The 17,446-nt window shown below is 66.7% G+C and carries 20 protein-coding genes; 13 read left to right on the forward strand and 7 right to left on the reverse strand.

The genetic code is table 11. From position 1 onward, the window contains the following. Positions 1–13 precede the first annotated feature (13 nt). On the reverse strand, positions 14–1,294 hold the full coding sequence (locus tag ACP696_RS01655) for an NAD(P)/FAD-dependent oxidoreductase (RefSeq protein ID WP_426011535.1): 1,281 nt from the start codon (positions 1,292–1,294) through the stop codon (positions 14–16). 326 nt (positions 1,295–1,620) lie between these two features. After that, a complete protein-coding gene (locus tag ACP696_RS01660; RefSeq protein WP_426011534.1) occupies positions 1,621–2,274 on the reverse strand; it encodes an alpha/beta hydrolase in 654 nt (217 codons plus the stop codon). Between the two features lie 201 nt (positions 2,275–2,475). Here ACP696_RS01660 and ACP696_RS01665 point away from each other — a divergent pair, with 201 nt between their 5' ends. The 10 genes from ACP696_RS01665 (at position 2,476) to ACP696_RS01710 (ending at position 10,046) form a co-directional block, all read left to right on the forward strand. After that, on the forward strand, positions 2,476–2,976 hold the full coding sequence (locus ACP696_RS01665; RefSeq protein ID WP_426011533.1) for an Rrf2 family transcriptional regulator: 501 nt from the start codon (positions 2,476–2,478) through the stop codon (positions 2,974–2,976). Then, positions 2,973–4,106: a cysteine desulfurase family protein gene (locus ACP696_RS01670; protein ID WP_426011532.1), complete on the forward strand. Its 1,134-nt coding sequence runs from the start codon at positions 2,973–2,975 to the stop codon at positions 4,104–4,106. Before ACP696_RS01665 ends, ACP696_RS01670 begins: the two co-directional genes overlap by 4 nt. Next, on the forward strand, positions 4,106–5,575 hold the full coding sequence (gene sufB, locus ACP696_RS01675) for a Fe-S cluster assembly protein SufB (RefSeq protein ID WP_426011531.1): 1,470 nt from the start codon (positions 4,106–4,108) through the stop codon (positions 5,573–5,575). The genes ACP696_RS01670 and sufB overlap by 1 nt, the downstream gene beginning before the upstream one ends. Beyond that, on the forward strand, positions 5,572–5,892 hold the full coding sequence (locus ACP696_RS01680) for a hypothetical protein (RefSeq protein ID WP_426011530.1): 321 nt from the start codon (positions 5,572–5,574) through the stop codon (positions 5,890–5,892). Before sufB ends, ACP696_RS01680 begins: the two co-directional genes overlap by 4 nt. Beyond that, a complete protein-coding gene (gene sufC, locus ACP696_RS01685) occupies positions 5,892–6,638 on the forward strand; it encodes a Fe-S cluster assembly ATPase SufC (RefSeq protein WP_426011529.1) in 747 nt (248 codons plus the stop codon). Before ACP696_RS01680 ends, sufC begins: the two co-directional genes overlap by 1 nt. 148 nt (positions 6,639–6,786) lie before the next feature. Next, positions 6,787–7,815 carry a Fe-S cluster assembly protein SufD gene (gene sufD, locus ACP696_RS01690; protein ID WP_426043397.1) on the forward strand — a complete coding sequence of 343 codons (1,029 nt, stop codon included), beginning with the start codon at positions 6,787–6,789 and terminating at the stop codon, positions 7,813–7,815. A 43-nt stretch (positions 7,816–7,858) separates the two neighbouring features. Beyond that, positions 7,859–9,073: an aminotransferase class V-fold PLP-dependent enzyme gene (locus tag ACP696_RS01695; protein WP_426043398.1), complete on the forward strand. Its 1,215-nt coding sequence runs from the start codon at positions 7,859–7,861 to the stop codon at positions 9,071–9,073. A gap of 5 nt (positions 9,074–9,078) precedes the next feature. Beyond that, entirely contained in the window at positions 9,079–9,423 is a 345-nt protein-coding gene (locus ACP696_RS01700; protein WP_426043399.1) for an SUF system Fe-S cluster assembly protein, read from the forward strand. Between the two features lie 15 nt (positions 9,424–9,438). After that, on the forward strand, positions 9,439–9,846 hold the full coding sequence (locus tag ACP696_RS01705) for a HesB/IscA family protein (RefSeq protein WP_426043400.1): 408 nt from the start codon (positions 9,439–9,441) through the stop codon (positions 9,844–9,846). Beyond that, the gene (locus ACP696_RS01710) at positions 9,846–10,046 is read left to right on the forward strand and encodes a hypothetical protein (protein ID WP_426043401.1); all 201 of its coding nucleotides are present in this window, start codon (positions 9,846–9,848) and stop codon (positions 10,044–10,046) included. The genes ACP696_RS01705 and ACP696_RS01710 overlap by 1 nt, the downstream gene beginning before the upstream one ends. A 12-nt stretch (positions 10,047–10,058) precedes the next feature. Here the strand turns inward: ACP696_RS01710 and ACP696_RS01715 are convergent, their stop codons facing one another. The 3 genes from ACP696_RS01715 to ACP696_RS01725 are packed head-to-tail and all read right to left on the reverse strand — an operon-like array spanning position 10,059 to position 11,755. Next, positions 10,059–10,409 (reverse strand): hypothetical protein, encoded by a 351-nt coding sequence (locus ACP696_RS01715; RefSeq protein ID WP_426043402.1) that lies wholly within the window; start codon positions 10,407–10,409, stop codon positions 10,059–10,061. Beyond that, a complete protein-coding gene (locus ACP696_RS01720) occupies positions 10,406–11,182 on the reverse strand; it encodes a lysophospholipid acyltransferase family protein (RefSeq protein WP_426043403.1) in 777 nt (258 codons plus the stop codon). The genes ACP696_RS01715 and ACP696_RS01720 overlap by 4 nt, the downstream gene beginning before the upstream one ends. A 12-nt stretch (positions 11,183–11,194) precedes the next feature. Beyond that, a complete protein-coding gene (locus ACP696_RS01725; RefSeq protein ID WP_426011522.1) occupies positions 11,195–11,755 on the reverse strand; it encodes a TetR/AcrR family transcriptional regulator in 561 nt (186 codons plus the stop codon). Positions 11,756–11,851: 96 nt separating this feature from the next. Between ACP696_RS01725 and ACP696_RS01730 the strand changes: the two genes are divergently transcribed. Next, the gene (locus tag ACP696_RS01730) at positions 11,852–12,829 is read left to right on the forward strand and encodes a glycosyltransferase family 9 protein (RefSeq protein ID WP_426043404.1); all 978 of its coding nucleotides are present in this window, start codon (positions 11,852–11,854) and stop codon (positions 12,827–12,829) included. Beyond that, a complete protein-coding gene (locus tag ACP696_RS01735; RefSeq protein ID WP_426043405.1) occupies positions 12,829–13,224 on the forward strand; it encodes a DUF6165 family protein in 396 nt (131 codons plus the stop codon). Before ACP696_RS01730 ends, ACP696_RS01735 begins: the two co-directional genes overlap by 1 nt. 5 nt (positions 13,225–13,229) lie before the next feature. Here ACP696_RS01735 and ACP696_RS01740 read toward each other — a convergent pair whose 3' ends face one another. Together ACP696_RS01740 and ACP696_RS01745 are read right to left on the reverse strand one after the other, a co-directional pair. Then, positions 13,230–14,033: an enoyl-CoA hydratase/isomerase gene (locus ACP696_RS01740; RefSeq protein WP_426031488.1), complete on the reverse strand. Its 804-nt coding sequence runs from the start codon at positions 14,031–14,033 to the stop codon at positions 13,230–13,232. Between the two features lie 71 nt (positions 14,034–14,104). After that, positions 14,105–15,166, reverse strand: coding sequence for a diguanylate cyclase domain-containing protein (locus ACP696_RS01745; protein ID WP_426043406.1), 1,062 nt, complete (start codon positions 15,164–15,166; stop codon positions 14,105–14,107). A gap of 177 nt (positions 15,167–15,343) precedes the next feature. Between ACP696_RS01745 and ACP696_RS01750 the strand changes: the two genes are divergently transcribed. Then, positions 15,344–16,801, forward strand: coding sequence for a coniferyl aldehyde dehydrogenase (locus ACP696_RS01750; protein WP_426043407.1), 1,458 nt, complete (start codon positions 15,344–15,346; stop codon positions 16,799–16,801). The last annotated feature ends 645 nt before the right edge of the window (positions 16,802–17,446 follow it).

Here is a 17,446-nt window from a genome sequence, read left to right on the forward strand (position 1 = left end):
AGCTCGCAGCGTCCTAATGCAGCTTCAACCGTCCCGCCACCCGCTGCTGCAGCAACCGGGCCATGGCCAAGACAACGGTCTTGGGCGTGCCCATGATCGCCCGATGATGATCCAGGTGCAGCGAGATATAAGCCCACTTGGCGATCAAGCCCTCGACGAAGAAGTTGGGGCCGCCCAGCCCGCCCATCAGTGCGCCGACCCCCCTGTTCTCGCCCAGCGACACCAGCGAGCCGAAATCCCTGTAGATGAACGGCGTCTCGATCCGTCGCTGGCCGAGGCGGGCGATCAGGGCCTTGGCTAGGTAGCTGGCCTGCTGGTGCGCGGCCTGGGCGCGGGCGGGGATCAGTTTTCCGTCGACCCAAGGCGCGGCGGCGCAGTCGCCCAGCGCCCATACGTCGGCGACCGAGGTCTCCAAGTGGTCATTGACCACGAACTGGTTGCCGCGATTAGTCTCCAGGCCGTAGGCGGTATTGGTGTCGGCCGCCTTGACCCCGGCCGCCCAGACGATCAGGTCGGCCGACGTCTCGCCCAGGCTGGTCTCCAATCGATCCGCATGAACGGCCAGGACCTTGGCCCCCGTCAGCACCCGCACGCCCTTGCGCTCCAGGGCGATGGTGGCTTGGTCGGAGATCTTCTCGGGCAGGCCGCCCAGGATGCGCGGCGCGGCCTCGACGATGGCGATGTCCAATCGGAAGCGCTGCTCGGCGCCGATGCTTTCCAGCAGCTCACGGTGGGCCTCGATCAACTCGGCCGACAGCTCGACCCCGGTGGCGCCGCCGCCGACGATGGCCACGCTCATGATCTTCTCGGGCGAGAACGAGGCCTTCATGAAGGCGGCCAGCAGGCGGGTGTGGAAGGCCTCGGCGTCTTCGGTGCGCTCCAACAGATGGGCCTGCTCGGCGCCCGGCGTGCCGAACAGGTTGGAGCCGCTGCCGATCGCCAGCACGCCCCAGGTGAAGGTGACGCTCCGCTCATCCACCAGCACCTTGCCGCCTTCGCCGAGAATGGGCTTCAGGGACAGCCGCTTGGCGATGGGGTCGAAGTCGTTCAGTTCGCCGAGCAGGAAGCTGAAGTGATTGCTGCGGCCGAGGATTGAATAGGACAGGCCCTCTTGGTGGGCGTCGAGCGTGCCGGCGGCCACCTCGTGCAGGGTGGGTTTCCAGATATGATAGCTGGAGCGGTCGATCAGCAGCACCCGTTCCTTGCCGGCCTGGCGCCCGAGCTTGCGTCCTAGACGCGCCGCCAGTTCCAGCCCGCCAGCCCCGCCGCCGACGATGACGATGTCGTAGTGCATGCCCGCCATCCCAGTAATTCCTTAGCTGGTGAATATAAGGTCAAGCTGGACGGATGTCAGGCCAGGTCAGCACGAGGCGTCGAACCTGACGCGGCTCACGCGAGCAGCGGCCCTGTGGCGGGCGATGTCGAGGTTCGCTCCTTGGGAAGCGGCAGGCATGGGAGGTCACGGCCGGTCCGGCCGCGCCGTTCTGCAGTCCCAAAAGCGGTCGGATGGTTAGGCTCACCGTCATTCTCCGCAAACGTCGTTCGGCGAAGAATGAAGGTGAGTTGTCCGGAGACGCAAGCGCCGTGGTACCGGTAACCTGTGGTTACCTGGCGCAAGGCCTAAGGGATCGGGGTCATCGCCAGGCGCTTGTCGAGATAGTCGCCGACGCTCCGCTCGACGCTGGGAAGGTGCTCGGCCCAGAAGTGGGTCGCCTTGTCGACCACCTCATAGTCGATGACGATGCCCTTCTGGGTGCGCAGCTTGGAGACCACGCGCTCGACCTCGACCGGCGGCACGACGGTGTCGGCCGCGCCGGTCAGGATCAGGCCCGAGGCCGGGCAGGGGGCCAGGAAGCTGAAATCGTACATGTTGGTTGGCGGCGACACGGAGATGAAGCCATCGGTTTCGGGACGGCGCATCAGCAGCTGCATGCCGATATAGGCGCCGAAGCTGTAACCCGCGACCCAGGTCTGGGCGGCGGCCGGGTTGTTGGACTGCAGCCAATCCAGGGCCGTGGCCGCGTCGGCCAACTCGCCGATGCCGGCGTCGAACTCGCCCTGGCTGCGGCCCACGCCGCGGAAATTGAAGCGCAGGGTCGCGAAACCGCGCTTCATGAACAGGTGGTACAACTGCACCGAGACCGGATGGTTCATGTGCCCGCCCGCCTTGGGGTGGGGGTGCAGGATCAGGGCGATCGGCGCGTTGGCGGTCTTGCCCGGCGAATAGCGGCCCTCGATACGGCCGGAGGCTCCGGTCAAGATCACGTCAGGCATACTAAGATCCATATCCAAAAAGGGGCGCGAGGTCCGGCTCCTCGCGCTCATAGGAGCGAAGGAATACTTGACCGCTGCGCTTGGTCTTCCTAAATCCGTACCGCGCGCCTTGGTCTTCGATCGAGACCTCCGGGCGCGAAGTCGCGGCTTGTAGCACACGCCTAAGCCGATGCGCGGTCAATCCGCAAGGAGATAAGGCGCATGCGCCTGAGCACCAAGGGACGATACGCGGTCATGGCCATGACCGACCTCGCGCGCCGCCAAGCGGAGGCCGAGGGTGGCCGGGCCGTGGCCCTGGCCGAGATCGCCGCCCGCCAGCAGATTTCGCTGTCCTATCTGGAGCAACTCTTCGCCCGCTTGCGCCGCAAGGGACTGGTGGTCAGCGCCCGGGGACCGGGCGGCGGCTATCGCCTGGCCCGCGAGGCCAGCGACACCGCCATCGCCGATATTGTGCTGGCCGTCGACGAGCCCCTGCGGGCCACCCGCTGCGGCCTGTCAAAGACTGGCGGGACGAGCAAGGGCGCTCCAAAGGGCTGCATGGCCGGCGGCGCCCAGTGCCTCACCCATGACCTGTGGGAGGAGATGGGCCGCCAGATCCACGGCTATCTTGCCAGCGTGTCGATCGCCGACGTGCTGAACGGCAAGCTCAAGGACAGGGCGCCCAACCCGGAAAAGTCGGCGCGGGAGATGGCGGTCGCGTGAGCAAGCCCAGCGTCTATCTCGACTACAACGCCAGCGCGCCGCTCCGCCCCGAGGCGCGCGAGGCGATGCAGCGCGCCTTCGATCTGGGCGGTAACCCCTCGTCGGTGCACGCCGTTGGGCGGACCGCGCGGGATCTGGTCGAGGCCGCCCGCGCCCAGGTTTCGGCGCTGGTCAACGTCGTGCCGGGCTCGCTGACCTTCGTCAGCGGCGGCACAGAGGCCAACGCCCTGGCCATCGGCAGCGCCGCCTTCGCGGGGTTCGACCGAGTCCTGGTCAGCGCCGGCGAGCACGACGCCGTCACCCAGACCGCCGCCGCCTCCGGCCTGCCGGTCGAGGTGATGCCGATCGACACCAACGGCGTCGCAGACCTCGACTGGCTGCGCGAGGCCCTGTGCAAACCCGGCCGCGCGCTCGTCTGCCTGATGTTGGCCAATAACGAGACCGGCGTGATCCAGCCTGTTGCTGAAGCGTCGGCCCTGGTGCGCGACGCTGACGGCTGGCTGCATGTCGACGCCGTCCAGGCGGCCGGGAAGATCGCCATCGACTTCACCGCCCTGGGCGCCGACACGATGGCCCTGTCGGCCCACAAGCTGGGTGGGCCGCAAGGCGTCGGCGCGCTGGTGGCCGGCACGCGCGCCACCCTGGTGCGCCAGCAGCACGGCGGCGGCCAGGAACGCGGCCGCCGGGCCGGCACCGAGAACGTCGCCGGGATCGCCGGGTTCGCCGCCGCCGCGGTCGCGGCTGCCCGGGACTTGCCCCTGATGGCCGATCAAGGCACATGGCGTGACGCCCTGGCCGAACGGGTCAAGGCGGCTGGCGGCGTGATGCTCGGGGAGGGCGCGCAACGCCTGCCCCAAACTCTCTGTCTCGCCGCCGAAGGCTTCGACTCGCAGATTCAGGTGATGGGCCTCGATCTGGCGGGCGTGATGGTCAGCGCCGGCAGCGCCTGCTCGTCGGGCAAGGTCAAGGCCAGCCGCGTGGTGGAAGCCATGGGCCGGTCCGACCTGGCCCCCTTCGCGCTGCGCGTCAGCGGCGGCTGGGCCACGACCGAGCAACACTGGATTTCCTGCGGCGACGCCTGGCTCGCCGCCTATTCGCGTATCGGCGCCCGTCGCCGGGAGGTGGCTTGATGGCCGCAGTTAGAGAAACCGTCGAAACCGTCGCCGCGCTTGAGAAATACGAGCACGGCTTCACCTCGGACATCGACCAGGAGTTCGCCCCCAAGGGCCTCTCCGAGGACATCGTGCGCTTCATTTCGGCCAAAAAGGACGAGCCACAGTGGATGCTCGACTGGCGGCTGGAAGCCTACCGCCGCTGGCTAGAGTTGGAAGCGCCGACCTGGGCCAAGGTCGACTTCCCCGCGATCGATTACCAAGACAGCTACTACTACGCCGCCCCGACCCAGAAGGCCGGCATCGCCAGCCTCGACGAGGTGGATCCCGAGATCCTGGCCATCTACGCCAAGCTCGGTATCCCGTTGAAGGAACAGGAAGTCTTGGCCGGCGTGGTCGGCGCGCCGCGCTACGCCGTGGACGCGGTGTTCGACAGCGTGTCGGTCGTCACCACCTTTAAGAAGGAGCTGGCGGCAGTGGGGGTGATCTTCTGCTCGATGAGCGAGGCGATCCGCGAGCATCCCGAACTGGTCAGGCAATATCTCGGCTCCGTCGTGCCGACCTCCGACAACTACTATGCCTGCCTCAACAGCGCGGTCTTCAGCGACGGTTCGTTCGTCTATATCCCGCCGGGCGTGCGCTGCCCGATGGAGCTGTCGACCTATTTCCGCATCAACGCCAAGGACAGCGGCCAGTTCGAGCGCACCCTGATCATCGCCGACAAGGGGGCCTATTGCTCCTATCTTGAGGGCTGCACCGCCCCGATGCGCGACGAGAACCAGCTTCACGCCGCCGTGGTCGAGCTGGTTTTGCTCGACGACGCCGAGATCAAGTATTCCACCGTCCAGAACTGGTATCCGGGCGATCCGGTGACCGGCAAGGGCGGCATCTACAACTTCGTCACCAAGCGCGCCGACTGCCGCGGCGATCGCTCCAAGGTGTCATGGACCCAGGTCGAGACCGGCTCGGCCATCACCTGGAAATACCCGTCCTGCGTCTTGCGCGGCGAGGGATCGTCGGGTGAGTTCTACTCGATCGCCGTGACCAACGGCCATCAGCAGGCCGACACCGGCACCAAGATGATCCACCTGGGGGCAAATACCCGCTCGCGGATCGTCGCCAAGGGCATCAGCGCCGGCAAGTCGACCAGCACCTATCGCGGCCTGGTCTCGGCCCACCCCAAGGCCAAGGGCGCCCGCAACTTCACCCAGTGCGACAGCCTGCTGATCGGCAAGACCTGCGCGGCCCACACGGTCCCGTACATCGAGGCCCGCAACGGCCAATCGGTGTTCGAGCACGAGGCCACCACGACGCGGCTGTCGGACGACCAACTGTTCTACGTGATGCAGCGCGGGCTGTCGCAGGAAGAGGCCGTGGCCCTGCTGGTCAACGGCTTCGTCAAGGACGTGCTGCAGCAACTCCCCATGGAATTCGCCGTCGAAGCCCAGAAGCTGGTGGCGATTTCGCTGGAAGGCTCAGTCGGGTGATCTTGCAGGGCGTTTTCGACATCGAAAAGGAAGCGACCAGCTGGACGCAGGACGGTTCGTTCCGAGGTGCTGACGGCAAACCAGTGCGCGCTTATGACGACGTCGTTCTGTTGCGCGAGATCGTGCCTGAGAACGACCCAAAGTCCCCCTACATCGTGCCCGCCGGTACCACCGGCACCATCCTGTTCTTTAACGAGCGCGCCGACGGTGTCGCGCAACTCGAACTCGACTGGGATCCGGTCGCCGTGGTTCTCGGCTATGAGGACCAACGCCATCTCCGCCTGCACATGACGAACGAAGAAAAGTACCCGCGCTGATGCTCTCCATCCAGAACCTCCACGCCAATGTCGGCGACAAGCCGATCCTCAAGGGGCTGACGCTCGACGTGCCGGCCGGGCAGGTGCACGCCATCATGGGGCCGAACGGGGCGGGGAAGTCGACGCTGTCCTATGTGCTGACCGGCCGGGGCGGCTATGAGGTCACCGAAGGCACGGCAAGCCTGAACGGCGAGGACCTGCTGGCCCTTGAGCCCAATGAGCGGGCCGCCAAGGGGGTGTTCCTGTCGTTCCAGTATCCGCTGGAGATCCCCGGCGTGCCGGCCCTGACCTTCATCCGCACCGCCCTGAACGCCCAGCGCCGGGCGCGCGGCGAGGACGAGATCGCCGCCCCGGCCTTCCTGAAGCTGGCCCGCGAGAAGGCCGCCTCGCTGAAGATCGACTTCGAGATGCTAAAGCGCGGCCTCAATGTGGGCTTTTCGGGCGGCGAGAAGAAGCGGATGGAAATCCTTCAAATGACGATGCTTTCGCCGAAGTTCTTGATCCTCGACGAGACGGATTCGGGCCTGGACATCGACGCCCTGAGGATCGTCTCGGAGGGCGTCAACGCCCTGCGCGCCCCCGATCGCGGCATGCTGGTCATCACTCACTACCAGCGCCTGCTGGACTACATCAAACCCGACCGCGTGCACGTGCTGGCCGCCGGGCGGATCGTGGCGTCGGGCGGGCCGGAGCTGGCCTTGGAGCTCGAGGCCGAGGGGTATGACAAGTACACGGTGGCGGCGTGATGCTGGGCGCTGGGCGACATCAAGCCTCCCCCCGTGGGGGAGGTGATCGCGAAGCGATCGGTGGGGGGAGTTTGCCGACCCCGCCGAACACTCCCCCCACCGTCGTCGCTGCGCGCCGACACCTCCCCCACCGGGGGAGGAGCTGCGCATGACGCTCGCCACAGCCCTGAAGACCGGCGACCTGACCCAGCTGCCGTCGCGCCGCGACGAGGACTGGCGCTGGACCGACCTGCGCGGCCTGATCCGCGCCTTGCCGCCCGCCTCGCCGGCGGTGGACGGCGACGTCGCCGCCGGTCCGTTCGAGGGACTGGCCACTGGCGAGATCCTCTTCGTCAACGGACGCAAGCGCCACGCCGCGACCGGCGCGGGTGAAGTGGTCGCCCTGCGTTTCGTCTCGGCGAGCGACGGCACGGCCCACGCGGCCGCCTACGCCATCGTCGTCGAGCCCGACACCACCCTCGTCCTGCTGGAAAGCCACGAAGGTCGGGCCGACGCCTACATGTCGGATGTCACGATCGATATCGCGGTGGGTGAGGGCGCTCGCGTCGAGCGCATCATAATGGTCGATGACCATGCCGAGGCCATCAACATCGTCACCACCGAGGTCGACCTCGCCCCCGGCGCGACCTTCCACCAGACCGTTCTAACCGCCGGCGCCCGTCGCCAGCGGATCGAGACCCGGATCAACCACCCCGGCGCCCACGCCCAGGTGCGGCTGGACGGCGTCTATGTCCTCGCAGGCCAGCGCCACGCTGACCAGACCACCGTGGTTACCCACGGCGGCGCTGACGGCGTCACCAACCAACTGACCAAGGGCGTCGTCGCCGATCAGGCGCGCGGCGTCTTCCAGGGCCGGATCGTTGTCCAGCCCGGCGCCGACCAGACCGACGCCCGCATGGGTCACCACGCCCTGATCCTGTCGGACAGGGCCGAGGTCGACGCTAAGCCCGAGCTGCTGATCTTCGCAGACGACGTGTCCTGCGCCCACGGCAACACCATCGGCGCCCTGGATGACGAGGCGATCTTCTACGCCCGCCAGCGCGGCATCCCCGAGGCCGAGGCCCGGGCCATGCTGACGGAGGCCTTCCTGGGCGAGGTGGTCGAGCGCATCGAGCATGAGGGTGCGCGCGCCGTGGCGGCGGCCTGGGTCGCTAGAAAGCTGGGAAGAAGCGCATGAAGTTCGCCTCCGCCTTCCTTCTCCCGCAAGGGGAGGAGGAATAATGGCCTTCGACGTCGAAGCCATCCGCGCCCAGTTCCCGATTCTGGCACGCCAGGTGCACGGCAAGCCGCTGATCTATCTGGACACCGCCGCCAGCGCCCAGAAGCCGGACGCGGTGCTGGACGCCATGATGAGCCTGGCCCGCACCAGCTACGCCAATGTCCATCGGGGCCTGTACACCCTGGCGAACGAAACGACGCAGGCCTATGAAAACGCGCGGGAAACCGTGGCCAGGTTCATCAACGCCGAGCCGTCGGAAATCGTCTGGACCAAGAGCGCCACCGAGGCCGTCAACCTGGTCGCCGACACTTTCGGCCGCTCGCTCAAGGCCGGCGACGAGATCGTGCTCTCCGAGATGGAGCACCACGCCAACATCGTGCCATGGCACTTCCTGCGCGAACGCTACGGCGTGGTGTTGAAGTTCATCCCGGTCACCGACGACGGCCGGCTGGATCTAGCGGCCTATGAAGGCCTGCTGTCCGAGCGCACCCGGATGGTCGCCGTCACCCACATGTCGAACGTGCTGGGTACGGTCAATGACGTGCGACGGATCGTGGATCTGGCCCACGCGGCCGGGGCGCTGACCCTGATCGACGGCTGCCAGGGCGTGGTCCACACCAAGGTCGACGTGAAGGCGCTGGACGCCGACTTCTACGTGTTTTCCGGCCACAAGCTGTACGGCCCCACCGGCATCGGCGTGCTGTACGGCAAGGCCGAGCGGCTGGCCGCCTTGCCGCCGTATCAGGGCGGCGGCGAGATGATCGCCTCGGTGTCCTTGACCGAAATCAGATATGCCGACCCGCCGCACCGCTTCGAGGCCGGTACCCCGGCGATCCTCGAGGCCGTCGGCCTGGGGGCGGCCATCGACTGGCTCAACGCCATCGACCGCGACGCGGCCTTCGCGCACGAACACGCCCTCTATCAGCGGGTCGTCGACCAGCTGGACGGCGTCAACGGCGTGCGGATCCTCGGCACGGCGCCAAGCAAGGGCGCGGTGCTGAGTTTCGTGGTCGAGGGCGCCCACGCCCATGACGTGGCCCAGGTGCTCGACCGCTACGGCGTCGCCGTGCGGGCCGGAACCCACTGCGCCGAGCCGCTGATGACGCGATTTGGCGTCACCTCGAGCGCCAGAGCCTCCTTCGCCCTATATAACACCGAGGCCGAGGCCGATGCGTTCGTGAACGCTCTGGCCAAGGCCCGCAGTTTCTTCAGTTGAGCGACATGACCGACCAAGCTGTCTCCAAGATCCCCCAGGCCGAGCTCGATCGGCTGACCGACCAGCTCGTCGAGAAGCTGAAGACGGTGTTCGACCCGGAAATCCCGGTCGATATCTATGAGCTGGGCTTGATCTACAAGGTGGACGTGTCCGACGAGAAGGACGTGGCGATCGACATGACCCTGACCGCGCCGGGCTGCCCGGTGGCCGGCGAGATGCCGGGCTGGGTGCGCGACGCGGTCATGGAGCTGGAAGGCATCAGGTCGTGCCATGTCGACCTGGTCTTCGAGCCGCCGTGGGACCCCTCGCGGATGAGCGACGAGGCCAAGCTGCAACTCAACATGTTCTAGGCTGGTTGGAATCCCATGGAAGTCGCCGTCACCCCCCGCGTCCGTCGCCCCCGCCCCAAGGTCGTCACCCTGACCCCGGCCGCCGCCGCGCGGGTCAAGGAGATCATGGACCGGAAGTCGGTCGAAGAGCCGGGCAAGCCCTATGCCGGCTTGCGCGTCGGCGTGAAGAACGGCGGCTGCGCCGGCTCGGAATATATCTTCGAATATGCCGCCGAGCAGGGGCCGATCGACGAGGTTGTCGAGGACCAGGGCGTCACCATCCTGATCGACCCCAAGGCCGTGCTGTTCCTGATCGGCACCACGATCGACTACGAGACCACCAAGCTGTCGTCGAAGTTCGTGTTCAACAATCCGAATGAGACCGACGCCTGCGGTTGCGGCGAGAGCGTGACGATCCAGCCGGCGGCCGAGGCCCTGGACTGATGCTGACCCGCACGCCGTCCTGCGTCGAGTGCGGCCTGCCCTGGGGCGCGCCGGCCTTCCGGCATGAGGACGCGGCGCCGCTGTACTGGTCCGATACCGGGATCCTGCGCTCGACGGGCTGCGCGACGAAGCATTTCGACAAGCGCCGGGCGGACGGGACGTTCATGGCCGTGCCGGCGGAATGCCCGGTCGATCTCTAGGCTGCCGACGGGCTACAGATAGGCTCCGTTAGACCAGACGAGCAGCCCGGCGACCGCGGCCAGGTGCGCCACTGGCGCGAGGTAGGTGCCCCAAGTGAATCGCCGGGCTCTTCGAAACTTCAGTGCGGCCAGGACCACCGTGGCGATGGCGAGGGCGGGGTAGCCCATCGCTAAAAAGGCGATGCTCACGATCAGCGGGTCGTCCAAGCCGCCCGCATAGCTCGCGGCGACGCCATAGAGCATGTCGAAATAAAGCACGAAGGGGCAGCTGACCAGGAGCAGCACACCGCACAGCCCTTGGGCGGCTGAGACAAACCTGGTGGGCGCTTCCGGTGTGGCGGCCATGGCGCCGGCGAGGCTCACGTCGCCGCCGAGGCTACGTTCTTCCGCCCGTTCCACTCCACCAGCACCGACGGCTTGACCGCCTCGCCGCGCGCCTGGGCGATGAGCTGGTTGGTGCGAGTCTCGATGACGTCCTCCATCCGTGCCATAAACTCCGACTTCGACAGTCCGGGCAGGATCGGCGGCAGGAACTCGACCGTGGCCTGGCCGGCGGTCTTGGCCTTGTCCTGTTGCTTCCAGAAACAGCCCAGATTGGTCGCCACCGGCACGACGGGCAGGCCGAAATCCTGGCTCATATGGTAGACGCCGGTGCGGTAGCGAAACCGCTCGCCCGGCGCGGCCAGGTGACCTTCCGGATAGATCAGGATGCGGCGGCCCTCGGCGGCGACCTGGGCGGCGCTGTCCGACAGGGCCTTGCGCGCTTCCGGCCCACCGCAGCTGTCGACGACGATGGCGCCCAGCTTCTTGAGGATCGCGCCGACCAGCGGGAACTTCTCCAGATGGTCGCCGGTGACGAAGCTGAGGTTCTCGACATTGGCGAACATCACGAAGCCGTCGCCCCAGCTGTGGTGCTTGGCGGCGATGATGAAGGCGCCTTGGGGCAGGTTCTCCTGGCCCTTGAGGTCGATCTTGACGCCGGCGATCGCGCGCAGCGCCCAGATCATGCGCTGACTGTAGAGCCGCAGGGCGAAGGCGACCGGCTTGCGGCCCGGGAGCAGGGCGGAGAGGGCGGCCGACAGGCCGTAGAAGATCGACAGAACCCAATAGTAGATATTGAACAGCGCGCTGCGCATGGGTCTTGATCCTTAGCGAGCCGACAGCACGGCCTGGACGGCCGCGGTCATCAGGGGAGCGTGGGCGGAGAGGGCGTCGTCACCCAGCCGGCCATAGGCCTTGTTCTGGGCGGTCTGGGTGATCACGCCGATGGCCATGGCGGCGATGACGCGCGGGTCGGCCGGAGGAAGTTGCGCGTCCATCATCGCCCGCTTGATAAGGGCCTCGACCATGGTCACCGGGTCGCGACCGTCTTCCTGGTAGTAGGGCAGGAAATGGTGAAGCTGCAGCAGGTGGAACGAAAACAGCAGCCAGTCCTCGTCGGCCACCGTGCAATAGGCTCGGACCACGGCGGCCGCCTTGGCCTGAATGCCGACGGCCAGGTCGGCGTTGACGGTGATCAGGTCCGATAGTCGGCGGTGGGTGGCCATGAACAGGCCTAGGGCCAGTTCGTCCTTGCTCTTCCAGTGGCGGTAGATCGCACCTTCCGACACCCCGGCCTTCGCGGCGATCAGCTTGGTGGTGGCCGCATCGACACCGCGCTCGACGAAGACCTCGAGGGCGGCGCGTTCGATCTTGGGCTTGGCATTCATGGGCCGAAGCTAACATGGTAGCGACTTGGCGCAAGTGATTACTCACATTGCCGCCGTGACATTGACCAGGGCGGGCGGCCCGGCCTAAGCCGGGCGATGGTTCAAACGGTCCTGATCTATTCGATGGGCGAGGTGATCGGCGACGGGCTGATCAAGCTGCCTTTCATCGCCGGCCTGCGCGCGGCCTTTCCGGACGCCCGGATCACCTGGTGCGCCGGCAAGGGCGAGACGGTCTATGCCGGCCCGCTAAAAGCTGTGGTCGATGGCTATATCGACGAGATCCTGACCACGGGTCGCACCGGCGCGAAGCTGGCGGACCTGCTGCCCTGGGCCAAGCCGTTCAGCGGCCGAACCTTTGACCTGGTGATCGACACCCAGGAAAACTTGCGGCGCAGCCTCGTGGCGTGGCGGGCGTCGCGCGGCGGACGCTTCGTCTCGGCCGCAGTCCAGGCGCGCAAGGCCGGCTGGCCCGTCGCCGTGGTTGATCGTCTGGCGAGACTGCTGGCCCTGGCCACCGACGGCTCCGGCGCGCCTCGCCCCTTGGTCCTAAGCCACCCCGACCCTCTGGCCGCCGCCAAGGCCTTGCTGCCAGAGGGCCCGACCTATATCGGCCTGGCGCCGGGCGCCGGCGGCAAGGACCGACGCTGGCCGCTGGAGCGCTATGTGCAGTTGGCGCGAAACCTCGAGGCCTCGGGACGCAAGGCGGTGTTGTTCTTCGGTCCCGACGAGGCCGCCGACGCCCAGGTCGCTCGTTACGCCATACCCACAGCCCTGATGCCCGAATGGAACCGCACCGACGACTATCCGACCGTGAAGGGGCCATTGTTGGCCATCGCGTTAGCGGGACGGCTCACGGCCGCTGTGGCCAATGACGCGGGCCCAGGTCACATGCTGGCGGCTGGCGGCGTACCCCTCCTGTCTCTGCAGCAGGACCACCGCAAGGCGGTGAAATTCCGCCCCGCGGCTCGACGGCTTGAGCTGCTCGTCGCGGAAGACTACGGACAGGGCATGGCCGCTTTGCCGCTCGATGTTGTGGACGCGGCCCTGCAGCGCCTGATCGCCGGAGTTTCTTGATGCCCATTCTCGCGCCCGTCTCGGCCGGCGAACTGATCGACAAGATCACGATCCTGCGCGTCAAGGCGACGCGGATCGGCGACGCGGCCAAGGAGGCCAATGTCAGGGCCGAGTTGGGCCTGCTGGAAGCCACCGCGACGCGGGAACTGCCGGCCTCGGCGGAACTGAAGCGTTTGACCGCCGAGTTGACCGAGATAAACGCCGCCTTGTGGGACATCGAGGATGGCAAGCGCGACTGCGAGCGCCGCCAGGATTTCGGCCCGGACTTCGTCCAGCTGGCGCGCCGGGTCTATATCGATAACGACCGCCGCGCCGCCGTGAAGCGCGATATCAACTCCCTGGCCGGGTCCGAGATCGTCGAGGAAAAGAGCCATAAGCCATATTTGGCGAATTAGGGCGCCTACGTCCCCCTGAACGCCGCCGGGCGCTTTTGCAGGAACGCGCCGACCCCCTCCAGGAAGTCATCGGTCTTGCCCGCAGCCTTCTGCGCGTGGCGCTCGGCGTGGAGTTGGCCCACCCAGTCTGCGTCGAGACTATCCCAAACCAATTTGCGGATCGCCGAGAGGGCGGCCGGGCCGGCGGCCAGTTCCTGGGCGATGGCGGCGGCGGTCGGCATCAGTTCGGCGTCAGGGACGCAGCGATTGATCAAACCCCAGTCCAGCGCCTTGGCGGCCGGGATCTTGTCGCCCAGCAGCATCATCTCCATGGCGCGCGCCTTGCCCACCAGGCGCGGCAGCAGGTAGGTCGAGCCGCCATCGGGCACCAGGCCGATGCGGCGGAAGGCCTGCAGGAAATAGGCGCTCTGCGCCGCCACGACGATGTCGCCGAGCAAGGCGATGGAGCAGCCGACACCGGCCGCTGGGCCATTGATCGCCGTGACGATCGGCAATGGGAAGTCGCGAAGCAGGGTGACCAGCGGATTGTAGGTGCTTTCCAGCGCCGAGCCAGCGTCGGGCTTGCCGTCGACGTCGGCCTCGCGGCCCGCCGCGCCGCCGCCAGACAGGTTGGCGCCGGAACAGAAGCCGCGGCCTTCGCCCGTCAGGATCACGGCGCGGGCCGAAACCCTGCCTGCGGCGATTGAGCCGAAGGCGTGGGCCAACTCGCGGGCCATGTCCAGGCTGGCGGCGTTCAGGGTGGAGGGATCGGCGAGGGTGACGACGGCCACGCCATCGGCAGCCTCAAGCCGGATCTTCTCGTAGGTCATGGCGTCCTCCCAAGGCTGTCGCTTGTTGGCCTGAGTCTAGGCGCGACTAACCTTGGGGAACACCAGCGGAATTACGCCGCGTTGGCGGATTCCTGCTTGGCCTCGGCGGCGGTGACGCGGTTGCGGCCGCCGCGCTTGGAGGTGTAGAGCGCCGCATCGGCCCGCTCCATGACCGAGTGGCCGGTCTCGCCCGGACGACGCTCGGAGAAGCCTGACGAGATGGTGATGGCGCCCAGGTCCTCGTTGGTCGAGCGGCGCTTTAGCATGCGCGAGGAGACCTCGACGCGGATGTCTTCCAGGGTGCCGGCGACGATCGAGGCTGATTCCCGAGGGAAGATCATCGCGAACTCCTCGCCGCCGTAGCGGGCGGCGAAGCGGGGCGGGGCGGCGACGCGGCCGATGACGCTGGCGACATAGCGGATGACCTGGTCGCCAGTCTGGTGGCCCCAGGTGTCGTTGAAGCGCTTGAAATGGTCGATGTCGAGCACGGCCAGGCAGATGGTGGTGCCAGCTTCGTCGGCCTCCGAACAGGCGCGTTCGAACTCTTCGTCGAAGGCCTTGCGGTTGGCCAGATTGGTCAAACCGTCGGTCGTGGCGTCGCGGCGCACCTGTTCCAGATGCTCGCGCATGCGATCGACCTCGGCGGTCGATTCGGCCAGGCGGGTCTCGAGCGACTCGTTTTCCTTCTGGACCCGGCGCGTGGCTTCCGACAGGTCGGTGACCACGGTCTTGATGCGGTCGAGGTCATCGGAGCCGTCCAGGGTCTTGGTCGCGGTGGCCAGGGTCTTGGAGTAGGCGGTGTTGGAGCTTTGGGCGTTCTGGATGGCCTTGGAGACCGACTCCAGTTCCTTGCTCAGCAGGTCGCCGGCGTCGCGGATCTGTTCGTTCAGCTTGGCCTTGGGCAGGTAGGCGGCGGCCAGTTCCTCGCTAAGCAGTTCGGTCAGCGGCTCGCCCAGCGAAATCAGTCGGGTCAATTCCCGGGCCAGGGCGCCATCGGGATCGGCGACATAGTGGGTCCACAGTTCGAAATTCAGAGCGGTCGGCCAAACCTGGTGACGTTCCATCAGGGCAAGCGCACGGCCGGCGATCTTATAGGCCTCTGGGCCGCGCAGTGTGATCTCGACGTCGGACATTTCTTATCCTCGAATAGCGCGGCGTCCGCCCCGGACGCGCGCCAGGTGCAGCCATCTAAGCTGAAGAGTTCAAACGAGCCGTTAAGAACGAACGACGTTCACTTGCGTGTTCTTCGTGTCGCCGCCATGGTGAACGCTGATAAGATGAGCCGTTCGGCCGCTTGGAGGAACCTGACCGTGAATGCGCCCGCCAACCTCGACCTTGAATCTCACAAAGCCACGCTGTCGCGGGCGCTGGACTTGCAGAGGGCCGCGCACCTGCGACAAGGCGCCCCAACGGCGCAAGGTCGCATCGAATGGCTGGACCGTTGCATCGGACTGCTGGTCGATCACCAGGGCGAGATCGCTGATGCGCTGAACGCCGATTTCGGGTCGCGTTCGAAGGACACCACGGGCCTGACCGACATCGCTGCCTCGATCGGCCCGCTCAAACACGCCAAGGAAAACCTGACCAAGTGGATGCGCCCGGAAAAGCGCAAGACCACGCCAGCGATCCTCGGCCTGTTTGGGGCCAAGGCGGAGGTCCAGTACCAGCCCAAGGGCGTGGTGGGGATCATCAGCCCGTGGAATTTCCCGATCAACCTGACCTTCGCGCCGCTGGCCGGGGTGCTGGCGGCCGGCAACCGGGCGATGATCAAGCCCTCGGAATTCACGCCGATCACCTCCGAGCTGATGAAGACGATGTTCGCCAAGGCGTTCAGCGAAGACGAGATTGCGGTAATCACCGGCGGACCCGACATCGGCCAGGCCTTTACCAGCCTGCCGTTTGACCACCTGATATTCACCGGCGCCACCTCGGTGGCGCGCCACGTGATGCGGGCGGCGGCCGAGAACCTGGTGCCGGTGACCCTGGAACTGGGCGGCAAGAGCCCGGTGATCCTGTCGCGCGGCGCCGACATGGCCGTGGCGGCCGGGCGCATCATGGCGGGCAAGACCCTTAACGCCGGCCAGATCTGCCTTGCGCCCGACTATGTGCTGGCCCCGGCCGACCAGATCGACAGCTTCGTGGCCGAGGCCAAGGCCGCCGTGGGCCGCAGCTTCCCCACCCTGAAGGACAATCCCGACTACACCGCTGTGGTCGCCCAGCGTCACTATGACCGCATCAAGGGCCACGTCGACGACGCCCGGGCCAAGGGGGCGACGATCGTCGAGATCAACCCGGCCGGCGAAGACCTCAGCCAGCAGGAGCATCGCAAGATTCCGCCGACCCTGATCCTCAATCCGACCGATGACATGACGGTGATGCAGGACGAAATCTTCGGCCCACTGCTGCCGGTCAAGACCTATGGCAAGGTTGAGGAGGCGGTGGACTATATCAACAGCCACGACCGGCCGCTGGGTCTCTACTGGTTCGGCACCGACGACGCCGAACGCGACATGGTGCTGAACCGCACCACCAGCGGCGGGGTGACGATCAATGACGTGATCTTCCATGTCGCCCAGGAAGACCTGCCGTTCGGCGGGGTCGGCCCTGCCGGCATGGGCAGCTATCACGGCCGCGACGGCTTCATGGAGTTCAGCCACAAAAAGGCGGTGTTCCAGCAGCTGAAGAAGGACATCGGCCCGATGCTGGCGCTTCGGCCGCCTTACGGGGCGGCAATCCGGAAATATTTGGCGGGCCAGATCAAGCGGTAAGAGAGGCCCTCCCCCTGTGGGGGAGGCGATCGCGCAGCCATCGGTGGGGGGAGGTTTTGGATCGTCGATCGCAGGTCCGGCCGTCATCCGATCACTCCCCCCACCGTCGGCTTCGCCGACACCTCCCCCACGGGGGGGCTTAGAACACACGGCTTCGTCGCCTGACGGGATGGCCCGAAAGGGGGTTGAGGAGGCGCGGAGCGGCCGGGCCAAGCCCGGATGACCGTGAGGTAGAGTTTGCGTTTCGGCGTGGACCGACCGCTCCGCGAAACCGTTTGTCTCGAGGGACGGCGATTGAGGGCTTGTTTCATCCCGATCGTCGTTCCCCCTCGGACGGGCAGGATCAAAGTCGCCCGGGAGGGGCCGTCAGCGACTCCGACAGATCCTGGAACAGACCGGTTTGACTCCCGGCCCCGTCGACTCGCGCAGATCCCGGCGAGGTTTTGATGGGCGGCGGATTTCTCCGACAACCCACACCTGCCTCGCGCGTGGCCCTGCACGGCCCCGCTCGGTTCCACCTCCATCGCCGCTTCGGGTCGGTACCAAGCGCCCTCCTCCGCGACGGAGACAGGGTTAGTATGAGGCCGTGGTGGGTGCGCCAGCGGTCGTGACGCTGATTATTTTATAGGGCGTTGGAATTATTGA

The organism is Caulobacter sp. DWR3-1-2 (genome assembly GCF_049896225.1).
Classification (GTDB): domain Bacteria; phylum Pseudomonadota; class Alphaproteobacteria; order Caulobacterales; family Caulobacteraceae; genus Caulobacter.